Genomic DNA, 17309 nt, shown 5'->3' on the forward strand with positions numbered 1-17309 from the left:
TTCGTCCCCGACTAGGTCTGGTTGCTTGTTGTCGTCTCGGCCGGGAATTTGCCCAGCAGCGCATCGACCAGTTTTGCAAAACCGATGCCCTTCGACGATTTGATCATCACCACGTCGCCCGGCTTCAGCGCGGCGAGCAGCACCGGCTTCAACTCCTCGACGCCGGCGCGGTATTCCGTGCTGATGTCGCCCGGCAGCGCTTCCGCCAGCGCCCGCATTTCCGGCCCGCCTAGAAAGACTGTCCGCGTGCCCGTGCCGACGATGAGATCGGCAAGAGCGGCATGCAGCTTGGCCGAATGGTCGCCGAGTTCGAGCATGTCGCCAAGCACGGCGATGCGTCGGCCCTCGCCCGTCACCGGCGTCGCGTTGAGCAGCGCCATGGCGGCCGCCATCGAGGCCGGATTGGCGTTGTAGCTTTCGTCGATCAGCGTGATCGAGCCACCGAGTTGGCTCGAAGTCGAGCCACCGGCGTGCCGCAGCACATGGCGTTTGCCGCGCCCGCGCTCGGCCGACAGATCGGCCAGCGCCAATGCCACCTTGTCGAGATCGGCGCCGACCAGATGCGCGGCACCAAGCACCGCCAACACGTTCTGCACCATGTGCCGGCCGGGAGCTCCGATACGAGCGATCATATCGTGACCGCCGATCCTGGCGGCGATGTCGGAATGGTCGGCATGCAACTCGCACTTGGCCAGCTTGAAGGTCGAGCGCGCATTCTCGCCGAAGCCATAGACATGCTCGACGCCGGCAGCCTGTGCCATCTTGTCCAGCAGCTTGAAACGCGCATCGTCGCGGTTGAGGACCGCGGCACCACCAGGCTCCAGCCCTTCGAAAATCTCGGCCTTGGCCTTGGCGATCTCGTCCAGGTTGCGAAAGAAGCCAAGATGCGCGGCCGCGATCATGGTGACGATGGCGACATGCGGCCGCACCATCTTCACCAGCGGCCGGATCTCGTCGGGATGGTTCATGCCGATCTCGAACACGGCATAGTCGCAATCGGCCGCCATGCGCGCCAGCGTCAGCGGCACGCCCCAATGGTTGTTGAAGGATTGCGCCGAGGCATGCACCTTGCCGACGGCCGAAAGCACGTGGCGAAGCGCCTCCTTGGTCGTGGTCTTGCCCGCGGAGCCGGTCACCGCGATGATCTTGGCCTGCGAGCGAGCGCGCGCCGCGATACCGAGCTTTTCCAGCGCAACCAGCACATCCTCGACGACGATGATCGGCGCGGTCAACCGGCCGAGAGACGGCAGCTTGCCTTCCGCCACCACCAGCACGCCGGCGCCGGCCTTGATGGCCGCGGTGACGAAATCATGGCCGTCCATCGTCTCGCCCTTGATGGCAAAGAAAGCCTCGCCCGGCTGCAGGCTGCGGCTGTCGATCGAAATGCCCGATATGCCTTCGGGCATCGGGCCGAGCGGCCGCCCGTCCGTGGCGGCAACCAGCGCTTCCGAAGTCCACAGCAAACTCATGCGGCACGCTCCCTGAGCGCGGCGCGCACTTCCTCGTGGTCGGAGAAATGCAGGGTTTCCGAGCCGATCGTCTGGCCTTCCTCATGGCCCTTGCCGGCGACTATCAGCGTGTCGCCGGCATGCAGCATGCCGACAGCCTCGTGGATTGCCTTGCGCCGGTCGCCGATCTCGATGGCGCCGGGCGCGGCGGCAAGAATGGCGGCGCGGATGGTTTCGGGCGCCTCGGAGCGCGGATTGTCGTCGGTGACGATGACGACATCGGCAAGACGTGTCGCGATCTCGCCCATGATCGCTCGCTTCCCCCGGTCACGGTCGCCGCCGCAGCCGAACACGACCATCACGCGCCCGGTGGTGAACGGACGCACCGAGGCCAGAACATTCTCCAGCGCATCGGGCTTGTGGGCGTAATCGACATAGACCGGCGCGCCACTCGCCGTGGTTCCGACCAGGTCGAGCCGGCCCGGTGCGCCTTTCAATTTCTCCAATGCAGCCAAGGCCTTGGCGACAGGTGTTCCGGTGGAAATGGCAAGCCCCGCCGAAACCAGCGCATTCGCGATCTGGAAATCGCCGGCGAGCGGCAGGTCGATCTCGTGGATCACACCGTTGGCCTCGACCTCGGCGCGCTGGCGATGACGCTCGTGCTCGACCCGCTTCAGCCTGAGGAAGTCGCCATGGCGGCCGACCGTCAGCACGTCGAGCCCGGCGGTCCGCGCCGCCTTTATCGTCGGTTCCGACCACGGGTCGTCGGCGAAGACGACGGCGGGTGCACCCTTCGGCAGCAGCGTATCGAACAGGCGCAATTTGGCGCGATGATAATCCTCGATCGTCGGATGGTAATCCATGTGGTCGCGGCCGAGATTGGTGAAGCCGCCAGCCGAGAGCTTCACCCCGTCGAGGCGGCGCTGGTCGAGCCCGTGGCTGGAGGCCTCCATCGAGGCGTGGGTGACGCCGGCAACGGCCAATTCCCTCAGCAACTGGTGCAGGGCGACCGGATCGGGTGTCGTCAGCGAACCATATTCGTTGCGGCCGGGCGCGACCACGCCGGTGGTGCCGATCGAGGCGGCTGCGTATCCCGCCTGCTCCCATATCTGCCTGGTGAAGGCGGCGACCGACGTCTTGCCGCTGGTACCAGTCACGGCGACCATGGTTTGCGGCTGTCTGCCGAAATAGCGGGCGGCACTCAACGCCAGTGCCAGGCGCGGATCATCGACCGCCAGCACCGGAACCGGCAGATCGGCAAGGGCTTTGTCCGCGACGATCGCGGCAGCGCCACGCCGGGCCGCATCGGCGGCGTAGCTCGCGCCATCGGCCTTGGTTCCGGCAAGCGCGAAAAAGACGACGCCGGGTTTTACCTGGCGGGAATCCGACGAGATGCCGGTAACCTCCAGATCGGCGGAAGCTGTTCCTTCGACTGGCAGGATACCGGCTAGATCTTTGAGCTTCATCGAGTCCCGTTCACCGCAACAAAATAGCGCGCAGTTGCCGGCGCGCCCCAAGAATCACTGATAGGAAACCAGCGTTGCACCATTTTCATGGCTGAAATCTGGCTTCACGCCAAGCATGGCCGCTGCACGCCTGATAATATTGCCGGCCATCACCCCCGCATTGTTGGCCGCGACGTCCGTCATCCCGGGCTTTTCGGGATGCGGGGCGTCGGCGATCGTGAACACCAGATATTGCGGATCGTCCATCGGGAATGCGGCGACAAACGTGTTGAAATTCAACTCCTTCGAGTAACGGCCGTTGATGACCTTCTCGGCCGTTCCGGTCTTGCCGCCGACGCGGTAGCCGGGAACCCGGGCGTTTCTGGCCGACCCCTTCTCGGCATTGAGCGAATAGAGGTAGCGCATGCCCTCGACGGTCTTTTCGCTCACAACCCTCTTGGCGGTGGCCATGGCTTCCTGCTGAGTACGTACTAGGAAGGTAGGGTTCATCAGGAAGCCGCCATTCATCAACGCCGCGCAGCCGACAGCCGCCTGCAGCGGTGTCGTCGACACGCCATGGCCGAAGGCGATCGTGAACGAATTCACCTGTTTCCAGACCTTCGGTTCAGTCGGACGCGCGACTTCCGGCAACTCGGTCTGCATCCTTTCCAGAATACCAAGACGATGCAGGAATTCACGGTGCGCCTCGATGCCGACCAGTTCGGCCTCCCTGGCCGACCCGATGTTGGACGAATAGAGGAACACCTCCGGCAACGACAGCACACGGTTCTTGCCGTGGAAATCGTGAATGGCCTGATGACCGACCCGGATTGGATGCGAAGCGTCGAAGCGGCTTGACATCGTCGCCTTGCCGGAATCGAGCGCCATGGCCGAGGTGAAGCTCTTGAAGGTCGACCCCATCTCATAAAGGCCCGCCGACATCCGGTTCAGCCGGTCCTTTTCCTGTGCATTATAGGGGTTGTTCGGATCAAAATCCGGCACCGAGGCCATGGCCACCACTTCGCCGGTCTTGACGTTGAGCACGACTGCGCCGGCGCCGATGGCGCGATAGCGCTCCAGGCCGGCGGCGATCTCGTCGCGCACCACATGCTGGACGCGCAGATCGATCGAAAGCTTCACCGGCCTGAGATCCTTCGCCACCGCCAGGCCCGATGCCTGCAGGTCGCTCAGTCCCTGCTCATCGATATATTTCTCCATGCCGGAGATGCCCTGGTTGTCGATGTTGGTCAGGCCGACAACGTAGGATGAGGTTTCGCCGCTCGGATAGAAACGGCGCTTTTCGGTGCGGAAGCCGAAGCCGGGAATGCCGAGCTGCATGATGTCGGCCTGCTGCTTGGGCGTCAGCTGCCGCTGCAGCCAGACGAAGCCTGCGCCGCTCTTCAGCTTGTGATAGGTCTGCTCGTAGTCGATTTCGGGCAGCACCGTCGACAGCTTCTCGATCGCCTCGTCGGCATCGACGATGCGGCGCGGCTCGGCGAACAGCGACGCCGTCTTGATGTCGGTGGCCAGCACCTCGCCGTTGCGATCGACAATATCCGGGCGTGACGCGGTCACCCGGCTCTGCGGGCCGCCCGACAGGTCCGGTGTCTGGAAACCGAGATAGACCAGCCGCCCCGATATGGTAGAGAAGATGCCGAAGAACACCGCCATCGTCATCACGATGCGCGCCTTGCCCTTGCCGCCGGTCGCCTTGCGGGCGCCTTCGACCACGATCGACCCGTCCCCGCCAGTCCTGGCGCGGCCTACCGCGGCGAAGCGCTTCAGCAGTTTGCCGATCATTGGGCGATGTCTCCGGTCACGACGGGATCCTTGTCGCCCGAGGGCGCCTTGTCGGAATTGTCGGCCATGGCGCCCTGGCTCCCATTCAGGATGTCCTGGATGTCGAGCGCCTTGGCCGGCAGGTCGCCCAGGCCCACGATCTGCCGGGCACTGACCGGCTCCAGTGCGAGCTGCGATTTGTAGAGCTCGGCCAGCTTTTGCAGCCGCGACGGCTGGGTGAGCAGGCTCCAGTCGGCCTTGAGCAGGTCGATCGTGTCTTCCTCGTAGCGTATCTCGGCATGGATCTTCTGCACGGCCGTCAACTGGTCCTCGGCCTCGCGCTTGGCCTTGTAGGTCAGGGCGGCGGCCGAAACCATGACGGCGATCAGGATGATATCGCTGGTACGAAACACGTGCTTACCTCTCCCCCGGCCGGTCGATGCCGGGAAGTTTTGGAAGGCCGAAGATCGAAAAATCGCCGCTGCGCGCCGGCGCCTCGGTGCGGATCGCGGCACGCAGCCTGGCCGAACGGGCGCGCGGGTTGGCCGCAACCTCGGCGTCACCTGCCGTCACGCCACCACCAGCCTTGCGGAAGGTCGCGGTGCGGGCCTGCGCCTCCGGCATGTGGCGCGAGCCGGTCATGGCGTCGGCTCGGTCGGCTATGAAGCGCTTGACGATGCGGTCTTCCAGCGAATGGAACGTCACCACGACAAGGCGTCCGCCCGGCTTCAGCGCGCGTTCGGCCGCGAACAGCGCCTTGGCCAATTCGCCGAGCTCGTCATTGACGAAGATGCGCAGCGCCTGGAAGACGCGCGTCGCCGGATGGATCTTGTCCTTCGGCGCGCGGCCGATATGCGTCTCGATCGCGTCGGCGAGTTCCAGCGTGCGCTCGAACGGGCGTTTTTCCCGGCGCGCCTCGATCATGCGGGCGATGCGGCCGGCATGACGCTCCTCGCCGAGGAAGCCGAAGATGCGGGCAAGGTCGCCCGGCTTGAAGCTGTTGACGACATCGGCGGCGCTGAGGCCCGCCTGCGCCATGCGCATGTCGAGCGGTCCGTCGTTGCGGAAGGAAAAGCCGCGCTCGGCCTGGTCGAGCTGCATCGAGGAGACGCCGATGTCGAGCACGATGCCATCGGCGCTTTCGATGTGTTCGTCGAGCGTCGAGAACGGCGCCTGCACGAGCTTCAGCCGGCCCCCGGACCGCGCCTCGAGGTCGCGGCCGGCCGCTATGGCATCGGGATCACGGTCGATGGCAACCACGGACGCGCCCGCGGCCAGGATGGCCTTGGTGTAGCCGCCGGCGCCGAACGTACCGTCGATGATGATGTCGCCTTCCACCGGCGCCAGCGCTTCCAGCACTTCGCCAAGGAGGACCGGAATGTGGCGGACCGATCCGCCAACGGCGTTGATATCATCGCCGTGGCCCACCGTCATTCCGGTCGCTCCCCAGCCTTGACCTCGTGAGCCTTCGTCCCCTGCCGAAGCTGCAAAAGCCTGGCCCGCGCCTGCGCCCCATAGGCCGCAAGCCGCCCCGGCTCCCAGATCTGAAAGAAATTGCCGCGCCCGACAAAGGCCACTTCCGCAGAGATGCCGGCATGCTCGCGAATGAAGTCGGTCATGGTGATACGGCCGTCCTGGTCGAGTTTCAGGAATGCGCCGTCGCCATGGCAGAAGAACGACATGTCGTCCGCCGTCTGCAGGAACGGGTCTTCCCGCGCGATGCGCTGCTCGTAGCGGTCGAGCAGGTCTAGCCCGCCGACATCCATCGCCGGCAGGTCCAGGCAGCGCAGCGCATAGAGTTCCGAATAGCCGCGCTTCTGCACCACGGCACGAAAATGCGCAGGAACGGACACCCGCCCCTTCGCATCGATCCTGCTCACCGTGTTCGACAGAAACCGGTCCATCACACGTTGCAGCCGCTTGCGCCGCCGCACCCCTCTTCGTCGTGTCGCACGCGCCACCGCCGCGCGTTGCCTGCCCCGCACCCACCTCGTCCACACGGGCGAAAACCGGCAAACGCGCAGCCGCCGCGGCTGCCCGATTGGCGTACGCTTTACCCTGACGCGGAACGAAGGCTTTGGTATGAAAATGGGATATCATGGGGCACTATGGGCGTCAACGGGAATAGGCTTCACAAACACGCGCATCACACCGACGAGAAAGGCTTTGACAGCACGCCTCGTCTTTATGATCCATTAAGCCTAACGAAGCGTTTAGAGCCTGCCTGGCCCAACTGGAGGCGCCTTGCCGTGAGCCGCGGCCGGGCATAGCGTCTCGTCCATCTCACCGACCGCCAAGGGATTTGAAATCGATGTCTGAAACCGCGAAGTCGCGCGCTGCAGCCCTGCCCCATTTGCGTCGCAGCGGGCTTGCCATGGGCGATTCCATTCCCCTGCCCCTGACCATGGCCGCCATCTTCCATGCACCGGGCGATGCCACCGGCTTCAACCAGTACGGCCGCTTCAGCAACCCGACCTGGGATGCCGTCGAACACATGTTGTCCCATTTGGAAGACGCGCCCTGCGTCGGTTTTCCCTCGGGAATGGCAGCGATCTCGGCGGCATTTTTTGCCGTACTCAAGGCCGGCGACCATATCCTGCTGCCTTCGGACGGCTATCACACCACCAGGGCGCTGGCCGATCGTTTCCTGAAGCCGCTCGGCGTCACCCACGATGTCAGGCCGACATCGACCTTCCTCGATGGCGGCTTCGCTGGTTACCGCCTGGCCTTCGTCGAAACGCCCGCTAATCCGGGGCTGGACATCTGCGACATCGCCGCTGTCGCCGAAGCCGTTCACAAGGCCGGCGCGCTGCTGGTGGTCGACAACACGACGATGACGCCCTTCGGCCAGCGCCCTCTCGATCACGGCGCCGATATCGTTGTCGCTGCCGACACCAAGGCGCCCAACGGCCATTCCGACGTGTTGTTCGGCCATGTCGCCAGCCGCAATGCGGATATCATCGCCGCCGTGACCGGCTGGCGCGAGGTCTCTGGCAGCATCCCCGGGCCGTTCGAAGCCTGGCTGGTGCATCGCGGCCTGGAAACATTGGACGTGCGGTTCGACCGCATGTGTTCGTCAGCCGAGGTAATTGCCAGACGGCTGCAAAGCCATCGGGCGATCACCGGCCTGCGCTACCCCGGACTGGAAGGCGATCCCTCGCACAATCTGGCCCGTGCCCAGATGGAGCGCTTCGGCTTCCTCATCTCCTTCGAACTCGCTTCCGAGCAGAAAGCCGAGGATTTCATCAACAATTGCAGCCTGATGCAGGCCGCGACCTCCTTCGGTGGCGTCCACACCTCGGCCGAGCGGCGGCTTAAGCGAGGCGACGCGGTTCCGGCTGGCTTCGTGCGCCTGTCGGTCGGCTGTGAGCCCGTGGAAGAACTCTGGAAGGCGATCGAGGCCTCGCTGGACAGGATCAGCGGCTGACAAATCGACTACGAGCCGAGGTCATCGGCTTCGATGTTGCGGCGACCATGCAGCACGCGAAGAATTTCGATCGCATCACCGCCGACCCGGTACAAGGTGAGATATTCGCCGACAATCAGATGGCGGATACCCGGCGCTATGTCGTCGCGTGGCGCACCTGAAAAAGGATGCAAGGTCAGCAAATCCCAACGTCTTTCCAGCGCATCCACGAGGCGAACAGCAGCGCGCGGGTCATGGCTGGCAATGTAGTCGCCAATGCTTTCGAGATCGACGGTGGCTTGAGGAAGCAGTCGGTATTTCACTCCTGAAAGCCTTTGGCCTCGGCCATCTTCAGGTATTTCGCGCGCAATCGTTCCATGATTGGCTGGCCGTCTTGCGCAAGCCCGCTGTCGATCCCCTCCTGCACCAGCTTGCGCAGTTCCTCGACCGTGTAGCCCATCAGGTCGCGGCGGTTTTTCCATTGCCTCAATGCATCGCGGATCACCTCGCTCGCCGAGGCGTATTCTCCCGCCGCGACCACATCGTCGACCGCCTGCGCCAGTTCCGGTGAAAGCGTGATGCTGCGTTTGTCGACCTGACCCATGATAGGCTCCTAGTGAGGAGTCGTGATGGTACGATTTAATCGCACCAGTTTCAAGAAATGTGGGCGAAATCTCTATCTTGCGGCGACGCAACGTAGCGCCATGCCCTTGAATCAGGAGCTGCACCCAACGGCGCAACCTTCTGATATCGAAAGATTTAATCCATACATCGTGGAGAAATTGCCAGCCGGCCTATAAGCCGGGTTTTGTATGGCCCTCGCCCCTTGCGAGGCGAGAACGTGGCGGCCATTCATCTTGGGCGCATGTTGCCATGCGCCTCACGCAACCTACCCGGACGGTGAGCCGGAAACAGCCCTCGAGGGTTTCCCCTCGCACCGCCCCTATTCGGTCTTGCTCCCGGTGGGGTTTACCGTGCCGCTCCTGTTGCCAGTCGCGCGGTGGGCTCTTACCCCACCCTTTCACCCTTACCCCGACAAAGTCGGGGCGGTTTGCTTTCTGTGGCACTTTCCCTGGGGTCGCCCCCGCCGGCCATTAACCGGCACCGTGTCTCCATGGAGCCCGGACTTTCCTCACCTGCGGCCTTTCGGCGTTTGCGGGTGCGGCCGCCCGGCCAGCTGGCAGGGCGTATAAAGGGGTTCACACCACAAAACGCAACCGAAAAAGCCGGTCGTGACCGGTTCTTGTCAAGCCGGCGCGCCGACAGCCGCCAACTGAACCTTGACCTTGCTGCAGTAAGCCGCCGAAACCGGGTTCATCCGGGTGGCGCCATGGCCGGCATTGTATTTCAGGATCGTGCCGCAGGTCGTGCCGCCCCCGAGGTCGCGTGCCATGGCGAGGTACTTCATGCCATATTTGATGTTGGTGTCGGGATCGAACAGGCCCTTGGCCGAGCCGCTGTAACCCATCATGCGCGCGGTTGCCGGCTTGATCTGCATCAGGCCGATCTCGCCGGCGCCACCGACCAGGTTCGACCGGTAGTTGCTCTCGATCTTGATGACGGCATCGGCCAGCGACACCGGAACCCCGTAGCTCGCCGCATAGCGGGCGACAATCGCGGAATACTGGCCGCCGCTCGTCACTGCCGCCGTCGCCGCGGCGACGTTGCCGAGGCCGATCGATGCCGTCGTCGTCATGTCCACGGTTTTGCGGCCGCGCTTCCTCTGCCTCTTGGCAGAGGATTTCCTTGCCTTGGTCCAGCTTGCCTTTTCCACTTTCGCGGAAGCCTGCTTCGTCGTCGCCTTCGCACTCTTGCTGCTTTTGGCCGAAATGACCTTGCCTTTGGCGGATGCCGCGACGAAGCCCTGGTCGGCCCGTGGGCTGAATGGCGCGGCGTCGGCTGCACTGAAGGCAAAACTCATTACCCCGGCAGCAAGAGCTGCCGTTAAAACGGTCAATTTCTGCATGTGATCCTGTTCTGTTGGGACCGCGCGAAGATTTTCGCGTGGCATCGCTTGATCAATATCGGAACACCCGGGGGGCTGGACGTCCGACAAACTGTACGAAAAGCCCTTTGAGGCCCGATTTGGCGCCAATGAAGGCGAGGCAAGTCACTTTAAGTGACAGTTTGTAACTTTATGACCAGGGAGGATTACTTGGATCAGGAATTGCCCCAGGGTCAATTCCGGATGGAAGCAAGCAGCTTCTGCAGCGTGCGCATCGTCGAGCCGTCGGCAACTCCGTCGATCCGGCGCGGCCGGAAATGCCGCTGGAAGGCCTCTACGACGACCCGTGTCCGATCATCGAAAAGGCCCGATATCTCGACACCATAGCCATAGAGCGACAGCATCGACTGCAGTGTCTCGACATCGGCGCCGCGGTCGCCAGGCTTCAGCGCGGTTCCGCGCCTGAGGGGAGCGGCTGGCACGAGATGGCCGATACCGGCCTTGAACAGCGCGGCCCATGGAAACTTCTCGCCTGGGTCGATCTTGCGACCGGGCGCCACGTCGGAGTGAGCCAGCACCCGCTCGGCGACTATCGCATGCCGCGCGGCAATCCCCTTGCACAGCTCGATGACCGCCGTGATCTGACGTTTCGGAAAGCTGGGATAGCCCAGTGAGTGGCCCGGATTGACTATTTCGATGCCGACCGAGCAGGAATTGATGTCGGTGCGTCCGAACCAGGAACTCTGGCCGGCGTGCCAGGCGCGGTCGCTTTCCCGGACCATCTGCACGATGTGGCCATTCTCATGGACGAGATAGTGCGACGAGACTTCACTCGCCGGATCACACAGCCAGGCTTCGGCCCCGGCACCGGTTGCCATGCCCGTATAGTGCAGCACGATCATGTCGGGTTTCTGCGCGTCGCGCCTTGGCCCGAAATTCGGCGATACCCTGACCTCGGCGCTCGGCTCGTCGGGCAGGAAGCCGCTCATGCGTGCCGCAGGCCCCGCTCGATCATCTCGTAAGCGGCGTTGATCGCCGCGACCCTGGTCGTCGCGATCTTGATGAATTCCTGCGGCAGGCCTCGCGCGATCAGCCGGTCCGGATGGTTGTCCGACACCAGCTTGCGATAGCGTTTTCTGACCTCTTCGAACGGCTTGCCGCGCTCTATGCCGAGCACGACATAGGGGTCGCCGGCGCCAAGGTTGACGTGCCGTGCCATGATCGATTCGTAGTGCGTCTCATCGATGCGGAAGATCTCTGCTATACGGTGCAGGAAGATGCCTTCGCGCTCATGCACCAGCCCATCGGCCTTGGCGATATGGAACAGGCCGTCGAGTATGTCTTCCAGCATCACGCAATTGGAGTGCCCGGAGCCGCAGAGTTGCGCCATGCGCTCAGCATAGGTTTCGAAACCGGCCACGTCCCGCTGGGCGAGATGGAACAGCCGCGCAACGTTGCGCGTCTCTTTCGGCGGCACTTCGAAGATTTCCTGGAAGGCTCGCACCTCATCCTGGGTGACGATGCCGTCGGCCTTGGCCATCTTGGCCGAAAGCGCGATCATCGCAACCGAGAAGGCGACGCGGCGGCGCAAGTCGGCGTCGCCGGAAAAAACCGTGCGCACAGCCTCGACCACGTCGGCGACGCCAGACGTGGTCGAAGATGAAACCCGCGTGATGAAGTCGCCGAGGCGGTCCCAAATCGACATGGCCAGCTTCATAAAGCCAACCGGTCCCCGCTATCAAGCCAATAACGGCCGCTGCCGGGCAAGTGCACGAAAAGGCGATTGCCGGTCCCGATGGTGGTCTCCACGAGAAAAGGCCGGCATAAAGCCGGCCTTTCTCCCAAGACACGTACTGGCTACAAACTACTGCGCGGGCGCAGGAGCTGGCGTTGCCGGAGCCGGCTCGGCAGGCTTGGTCGACTTGTCAGCCGGGGCCGCGGGCTTCATCGGCTGCTCGGCAGGCGGCGGATTGGTGCTCTGGGTCGTGGTCTTGTCGGTGCCGCTGTCGCTGCAGGCCGCGACGCCAAACAATGTAAGCGCCGATATCGACGCAAGAATGAGCTTTTTCATAACATCTCTCCTTCAGCACACGCTCACATTGCGGTGAACGGTCGAAGAGGAAATGCCCTGGGTGGCCAAGAGTTTCGTAACGTTGCGTTTCCACCTGTAACATCAATGGCATGCAGACGACGTTGCTGCCGGCGCTTCGGCGCTTTAACAACGACACCGGAAACGGAATACCGGAGACAGCGACATGACCGCGAAATGGGATTTCTGGATCGATCGCGGCGGCACTTTCACCGATGTCATCGGCCGTGACCCGCAAGGTACACTGCATCCGCGCAAGCTTTTGTCGGAGAATCCCGAAGCCTATGCTGATGCCGCGATCCAGGGCATCCGCGACCTGCTCGGCCTTGAAACGGGCTCCGCGATCCCGCCCGGCCTGATCGGCGACATCAAGATGGGAACCACGGTGGCCACGAACGCCCTTCTGGAGCGCAAGGGCGACCGTGTGTTGTTGCTAATCACCAAGGGGTTTCGCGACGCGCTCAGGATCGCCTATCAGGCGCGACCCGACATCTTCGCCAAGGAGATCATTCTTCCCGAGCAACTCTACGAGCGCGTCATCGAGATCGACGAGCGCGTGCTCGCCGATGGCTGCGTCGAACGGCTGCTCGACATATCGGCTTGCCGGCCCGCCATAGAACAAGCGAAGGCCGATGGCATCGACGCCGTTGCAATCATCTTCATGCATGCCTGGAAATATCCCGATCACGAGAAGGCGGTGGCCAAGGTCTGCCGCAAGCTTGGTTTCGGCCAGGTCTCGGTCAGCCACGAGGTCTCGCCGCTGATCAAACTGGTCGGCCGCGGCGACACTACCGTGGTCGACGCCTATCTGTCGCCCATCCTCTCACGCTACGTACAAAGGGTGGCGGGAGAACTGGGCGCGGCGGGAGGGAACGATGAATCCCCTCGCCTGATGTTCATGATGTCCTCTGGCGGCCTCACCGCCGCCGACATGTTCCAGGGCAAGGACGCGCTGCTGTCGGGTCCGGCCGGCGGCGTCGTCGGCATGGTCGAGACGGCGAAGCTCGCCGGTTTCGACAAGGTCATCGGCTTCGACATGGGCGGCACGTCCACGGACGTCGCCCACTATGACGGCGAGTATGAACGTGCCTTCGATACCGAAGTCGCCGGGGTGCGCGTCCGCGCGCCGATGATGCGCATCCACACCGTCGCCGCCGGCGGCGGCTCGATCCTGCATTACGAGGCCGGCCGTTTCCGTGTCGGACCGGATTCCGCGGGCGCCAATCCCGGCCCCGCCGCCTACCGGCGCGGCGGTCCGCTGGCCGTCACCGATGCCAACGTCATGCTGGGCAAGCTGCGGCCCGATTTCTTCCCGTCGATCTTCGGCCCCGGCCAGGACGCGCCGCTCGATGCCGAAACCGTGCGCGCGAAATTCGCGGCTTTTGCCGCCGGGATCGGTGACGGCCGCTCGCCGGAAGCGGTCGCCGAAGGCTTCGTCACAATCGCGGTCGAGAACATGGCCAATGCGATCAAGAAGATTTCGGTGCAGCGTGGCTACGATGTCACCGAATATCTCCTGAACTGTTTCGGCGGCGCCGGCGGCCAGCACGCCTGCCTGGTCGCCGACGCGCTCGGCATGGAGGCGGTGCTGATCCATCCCTTCTCCGGCCTGCTTTCGGCCTATGGTATCGGCCTGGCCTCGGTCTTTGCCTCGCGCCAGCAGGCGCCGCTGAAGCCGCTTGCCGAAGAATCCAGAACGGAAATCGGCGGCCTCATCGCGACCTTGAAAAAGGCCGTGATCGCGGAGTTGGCGGCGCAAGGCATCGCCGAGGACTCGGTTTCCACCAGGCCGGTACTGCACATCCGCTATGACGGCACCGACACGGCACTGCCGGTGAATTTCGAGGCAGACTCGATCTTCCAGGCCAGGCGCGATTTCGAAATCGCCCACAAGGCGCAATTCGGCTTCGTCTATGACGACAAACCGATGATCGTCGAGACGGTCGGCGTCGAAGGCACCGAAGCCGGCCAGACGACCGCCGAAGCCTATGCGCCCGCCGGACCGGGAAGGGTCAAGTCAGCCTCTTCCGAGACCCGGCGTATCTACACGGAGGGCCAGTGGCATGAAGCCGGCGTCTACCGTCGCGAGAACCTCGGACCGTCCAATCTGGTCGCCGGCCCCGCCTTGATCATCGAGCCGAACCAGACCATCGTCATCGAGCCGGGCTGGCAGGCCGAAATCACCAACCTCAATCACGTCGTCATACGCCGCACGGAAAAGAAAGCGCGCGCCGCTGCCCTTGGCACGCAAGCCGATCCCGTGATGCTCGAAGTCTTCAACAATCTCTTCATGTCCATCGCTGAGCAAATGGGCGTGACGCTGCAGAACACCGCCTATTCCGTCAACATCAAGGAAAGGCTGGATTTTTCCTGCGCCGTCTTCGACCATACCGGGGCGCTGGTCGCCAATGCGCCGCACATGCCGGTGCATCTCGGCTCCATGGATCGTTCGGTCGAAACCATCATCCGGCTGAACTCCGGCGACATCCACCCCCGCGACGTCTTTGCCTTGAACGCCCCCTATAATGGCGGCACGCATCTGCCAGACATCACCGTGGTGACGCCGGTCTTCGACGATGCCCAGAAGAACATCCTCTTCTGGGCAGCCTCGCGCGGCCACCATGCCGACATTGGCGGCACCGCGCCGGGCTCGATGACGCCGCTCGCCACCACGGTCGACGAGGAAGGCGTGTTGTTCGACAATTTCCGCATCGTCGACCGCGGAAAATTCCGCGAGACGGAGCTGCATACGCTGCTCACCGACCACCGCTACCCCGCCCGCAACCCGCACCAGAACATTGCCGACCTGAAGGCGCAGATTGCCGCCAACGAGAAGGGTGTGGCGGAACTGCGCAAGATGGTCGGGCATTTCGGCCTTGATGTCGTCGAGGCCTATATGGGCCATGTCCAGGACAATGCCGCCGAAAGCGTGCGCCGCGTGCTGGAGCGGCTGCCGGACACGTCGGAGTATGAATATCCGACCGATACCGGCCAGATGATCAAGGTCAAGATATCGGTCGACAGGCAAAAGCGCGAAGCGACCGTCGACTTCACCGGCACGTCGAAGGTGGAGAAGAACAATTTCAACGCGCCCGAGCCGGTCGCTCGTGCCGCCGTGCTCTACGCCTTCCGCGTCATGGTCGAGGACATGATCCCGATGAATGCCGGGTGCCTGCGGCCGATCAACATCGTCATTCCCGATGGCTGTATGCTCAAGCCCACCTACCCTGCCGCCGTCGTCGCCGGCAATGTCGAGACCTCGCAGCACGTCACCAACGCGCTGTTCGGCGCCATGGGCGCGATGGCCAACGCGCAGGGAACGATGAACAATCTGACTTTCGGCAACAAGAAGTACCAGTACTACGAGACGATCTGCTCCGGCTCGCCCGCCGGCCATATGAACTCCGGCCGCGGCTTTGCCGGCACCTCCGGCGTGCACACCCACATGACCAATTCGCGCCTCACCGACCCGGAAGTGCTGGAACTGCGCTTTCCCGTGGTGCTGGAGGATTTTCATATCCGCCAGGGATCCGGCGGCAAGGGCAAATGGAATGCCGGCGACGGCACCAAACGCACCATCCGCTTCCTCGAGAAGATGGAATGCGCGATCCTGTCCTCGCACCGCAACCGCCCGCCGCAAGGACTGGACGGCGGCGGCGACGGCGAGGTCGGCTCGACCAGGGTGCGCCGCAACGACGGCACGATCGACGTGCTGAAGGCCTGCGACCAGACCGTGCTCGATGCCGGCGAGGCTGTCATTGTGACCACGCCGACGCCGGGGGGATTTGGTAGACTGTAAAGAAGGCGTCAACAGGCTGTCACCGGCCTGTCATCAGCCTGCGTTACCCGCTTGCGCCAAAGCAAATGGGGAATCACATTGCTATGACGGACGTCTCCTCGGATCTGGTTTTTCGCCGCGGCAAGGAAGTTGGAAAAGCCGTCTACCAGAACCGCCCGCTTTCGAAAGCCGGGATCTCCGAGCGATTGTTCGCCTTCCTGTTTTCCGGCCTCGTCTATCCGCAGATCTGGGAAGACCCCGACGTCGACATGGACGCGATGCAGCTTGGCCAGGGTCACCGCGTCGTCACCATCGCCTCGGGCGGCTGCAACATCCTGGCATACCTCACCCGCTCGCCGGGACGGATCGACGCCGTCGACCTCAACGCTGCCCACATCGCGCTGAACCGCATGAAGCTGGAGGCGGTGCGCCATCTGCCTTCGCAGGGCGATCTCTTCCGCTTCTTCGGCGCAGCGGACACAAGCCACAATTCCGAAGCCTACGACCGCTTCATCGCCCCGCATCTCGATCCGGTCAGCCGCCACTATTGGGAGCGCCGCAACTGGCGTGGCAACAGGCGCATCGGCGTTTTCGACCGCAATTTCTACCAGACCGGCCTGCTCGGCCTGTTCATCGCCATGGGCCACCGCACGGCGAAATTCTTCGGCGTCAACCCGGCCCGCATGATGGAAGCCAGGAACATCGGCGAACAGCGCCGCTTCTTCAACGAGGAGCTGGCGCCGGTTTTCGACAAGAAGCTTCTGAAATGGGCGACCTCGCGAAAAGCTTCCCTGTTCGGTCTCGGCATCCCGCCGGCGCAGTATGATTCGCTGATCACTTCCGGTGACGGCACCATGGCCAGCGTTCTGAAGGCCCGGTTGGAAAAACTCGCCTGTGATTTCCCCTTGGAAAACAATTATTTCGCCTGGCAAGCCTTTGCGCGCCGCTATCCCGAGCCCGGCGAGGCCGCCTTGCCCGCCTATCTGGAAAAGCGCAACTACGAGACCATCCGCGGCAATATCGACCGCGTCGCCATCCATCACGCCAACCTGATCGAATTCCTCGCCGGCAAGGATGCAGGCGCCGTCGACCGCTTCATCCTGCTCGACGCACAGGACTGGATGACCGACGACCAGCTCAACGCGCTGTGGTCGGAGATCACCCGCACCGCCTCCGCCGGGGCCCGCGTCATCTTCCGCACCGCCGCCGAGCCCAGTCTGCTGCCGGGGCGCGTCTCGACCTCGCTGCTCGATCAGTGGGACTATCAGGATGAAGCATCGCGCGAATTCTCGGCCCGCGACCGCTCCGCCATCTATGGCGGCTTCCACCTTTATGTGAAGCGCGCGGCATGAGACTTCCTGTGTCAACCTGTTGTGAGCAAGAAGCTAGCGGCGGGGTGTTTGTTGGGGTCGTAGGATG

Annotated in this window: 16 protein-coding genes and 1 other RNA gene; 4 read left to right on the forward strand and 13 right to left on the reverse strand. The window is 63.4% G+C overall.

Translation table 11 applies throughout. From position 1 onward, the window contains the following. Positions 1-11: 11 nt before the first annotated feature. Genes FJW08_RS24580 through mraZ form a run of 6 tightly spaced genes read right to left on the reverse strand, consistent with a single transcriptional unit; the run spans position 12 to position 6576 of the window. Positions 12-1469: a UDP-N-acetylmuramoylalanyl-D-glutamyl-2,6-diaminopimelate--D-alanyl-D-alanine ligase gene (locus FJW08_RS24580; protein ID WP_140812648.1), complete on the reverse strand. Its 1458-nt coding sequence runs from the start codon at positions 1467-1469 to the stop codon at positions 12-14. Beyond that, positions 1466-2914: a UDP-N-acetylmuramoyl-L-alanyl-D-glutamate--2,6-diaminopimelate ligase gene (locus FJW08_RS24585; protein ID WP_140812649.1), complete on the reverse strand. Its 1449-nt coding sequence runs from the start codon at positions 2912-2914 to the stop codon at positions 1466-1468. Before FJW08_RS24585 ends, FJW08_RS24580 begins: the two co-directional genes overlap by 4 nt. Before the next feature lie 54 nt (positions 2915-2968). After that, positions 2969-4693, reverse strand: coding sequence for a penicillin-binding protein 2 (locus tag FJW08_RS24590; protein WP_140758162.1), 1725 nt, complete (start codon positions 4691-4693; stop codon positions 2969-2971). After that, positions 4690-5085, reverse strand: a complete 396-nt coding sequence (locus FJW08_RS24595; RefSeq protein ID WP_140812650.1) for a hypothetical protein — start codon at positions 5083-5085, stop codon at positions 4690-4692. Before FJW08_RS24595 ends, FJW08_RS24590 begins: the two co-directional genes overlap by 4 nt. A gap of 4 nt (positions 5086-5089) precedes the next feature. Beyond that, entirely contained in the window at positions 5090-6106 is a 1017-nt protein-coding gene (gene rsmH / locus FJW08_RS24600; protein WP_140812651.1) for a 16S rRNA (cytosine(1402)-N(4))-methyltransferase RsmH, read from the reverse strand. Then, a complete protein-coding gene (mraZ, locus tag FJW08_RS24605; RefSeq protein WP_140812662.1) occupies positions 6103-6576 on the reverse strand; it encodes a division/cell wall cluster transcriptional repressor MraZ in 474 nt (157 codons plus the stop codon). The genes rsmH and mraZ overlap by 4 nt, the downstream gene beginning before the upstream one ends. Positions 6577-6983: 407 nt before the next feature. Between mraZ and FJW08_RS24610 the strand changes: the two genes are divergently transcribed. Continuing rightward, positions 6984-8099, forward strand: a complete 1116-nt coding sequence (locus FJW08_RS24610) for a cystathionine gamma-lyase (RefSeq protein ID WP_140812652.1) — start codon at positions 6984-6986, stop codon at positions 8097-8099. Between the two features lie 8 nt (positions 8100-8107). On the opposite strand, the gene FJW08_RS24615 is transcribed toward FJW08_RS24610, so the two are convergent. The 4 genes from FJW08_RS24615 to FJW08_RS24630 all read right to left on the reverse strand — a co-directional run bounded on the left by FJW08_RS24615 (position 8108) and on the right by FJW08_RS24630 (position 9909). Next, entirely contained in the window at positions 8108-8401 is a 294-nt protein-coding gene (locus FJW08_RS24615; RefSeq protein ID WP_140812653.1) for a type II toxin-antitoxin system RelE/ParE family toxin, read from the reverse strand. Continuing rightward, positions 8398-8682 carry a type II toxin-antitoxin system ParD family antitoxin gene (locus FJW08_RS24620; RefSeq protein WP_140812654.1) on the reverse strand — a complete coding sequence of 95 codons (285 nt, stop codon included), beginning with the start codon at positions 8680-8682 and terminating at the stop codon, positions 8398-8400. Before FJW08_RS24620 ends, FJW08_RS24615 begins: the two co-directional genes overlap by 4 nt. 177 nt (positions 8683-8859) lie before the next feature. After that, positions 8860-9259: RNase P RNA component class A (rnpB, locus tag FJW08_RS24625), an RNA gene on the reverse strand. 65 nt (positions 9260-9324) lie between these two features. Next, on the reverse strand, positions 9325-9909 hold the full coding sequence (locus tag FJW08_RS24630) for a transglycosylase SLT domain-containing protein (protein WP_246682537.1): 585 nt from the start codon (positions 9907-9909) through the stop codon (positions 9325-9327). On the opposite strand from FJW08_RS24630, the gene FJW08_RS33070 reads away from it, so the two are divergent. Beyond that, on the forward strand, positions 9830-10048 hold the full coding sequence (locus FJW08_RS33070; RefSeq protein WP_246682539.1) for a hypothetical protein: 219 nt from the start codon (positions 9830-9832) through the stop codon (positions 10046-10048). The genes FJW08_RS24630 and FJW08_RS33070 overlap by 80 nt on opposite strands. Before the next feature lie 208 nt (positions 10049-10256). Here the strand turns inward: FJW08_RS33070 and FJW08_RS24635 are convergent, their stop codons facing one another. The 3 genes from FJW08_RS24635 to FJW08_RS24645 form a co-directional block, all read right to left on the reverse strand. Then, positions 10257-11012, reverse strand: a complete 756-nt coding sequence (locus FJW08_RS24635) for an N-acetylmuramoyl-L-alanine amidase (RefSeq protein WP_140812656.1) — start codon at positions 11010-11012, stop codon at positions 10257-10259. Beyond that, a complete protein-coding gene (locus tag FJW08_RS24640) occupies positions 11009-11728 on the reverse strand; it encodes a DnaJ family molecular chaperone (protein ID WP_140758974.1) in 720 nt (239 codons plus the stop codon). The genes FJW08_RS24635 and FJW08_RS24640 overlap by 4 nt, the downstream gene beginning before the upstream one ends. A 159-nt stretch (positions 11729-11887) precedes the next feature. After that, positions 11888-12094, reverse strand: coding sequence for a hypothetical protein (locus FJW08_RS24645; protein ID WP_140812657.1), 207 nt, complete (start codon positions 12092-12094; stop codon positions 11888-11890). A 184-nt stretch (positions 12095-12278) separates the two neighbouring features. Between FJW08_RS24645 and FJW08_RS24650 the strand changes: the two genes are divergently transcribed. Beyond that, positions 12279-15911 (forward strand): hydantoinase B/oxoprolinase family protein, encoded by a 3633-nt coding sequence (locus tag FJW08_RS24650; protein ID WP_140812658.1) that lies wholly within the window; start codon positions 12279-12281, stop codon positions 15909-15911. Between the two features lie 83 nt (positions 15912-15994). Continuing rightward, positions 15995-17242, forward strand: a complete 1248-nt coding sequence (locus FJW08_RS24655; protein WP_227792138.1) for a DUF3419 family protein — start codon at positions 15995-15997, stop codon at positions 17240-17242. Positions 17243-17309: the final 67 nt, after the last annotated feature.

Source organism: Mesorhizobium sp. B3-2-1 (assembly GCF_006439515.1).
Taxonomy (GTDB): domain Bacteria; phylum Pseudomonadota; class Alphaproteobacteria; order Rhizobiales; family Rhizobiaceae; genus Mesorhizobium.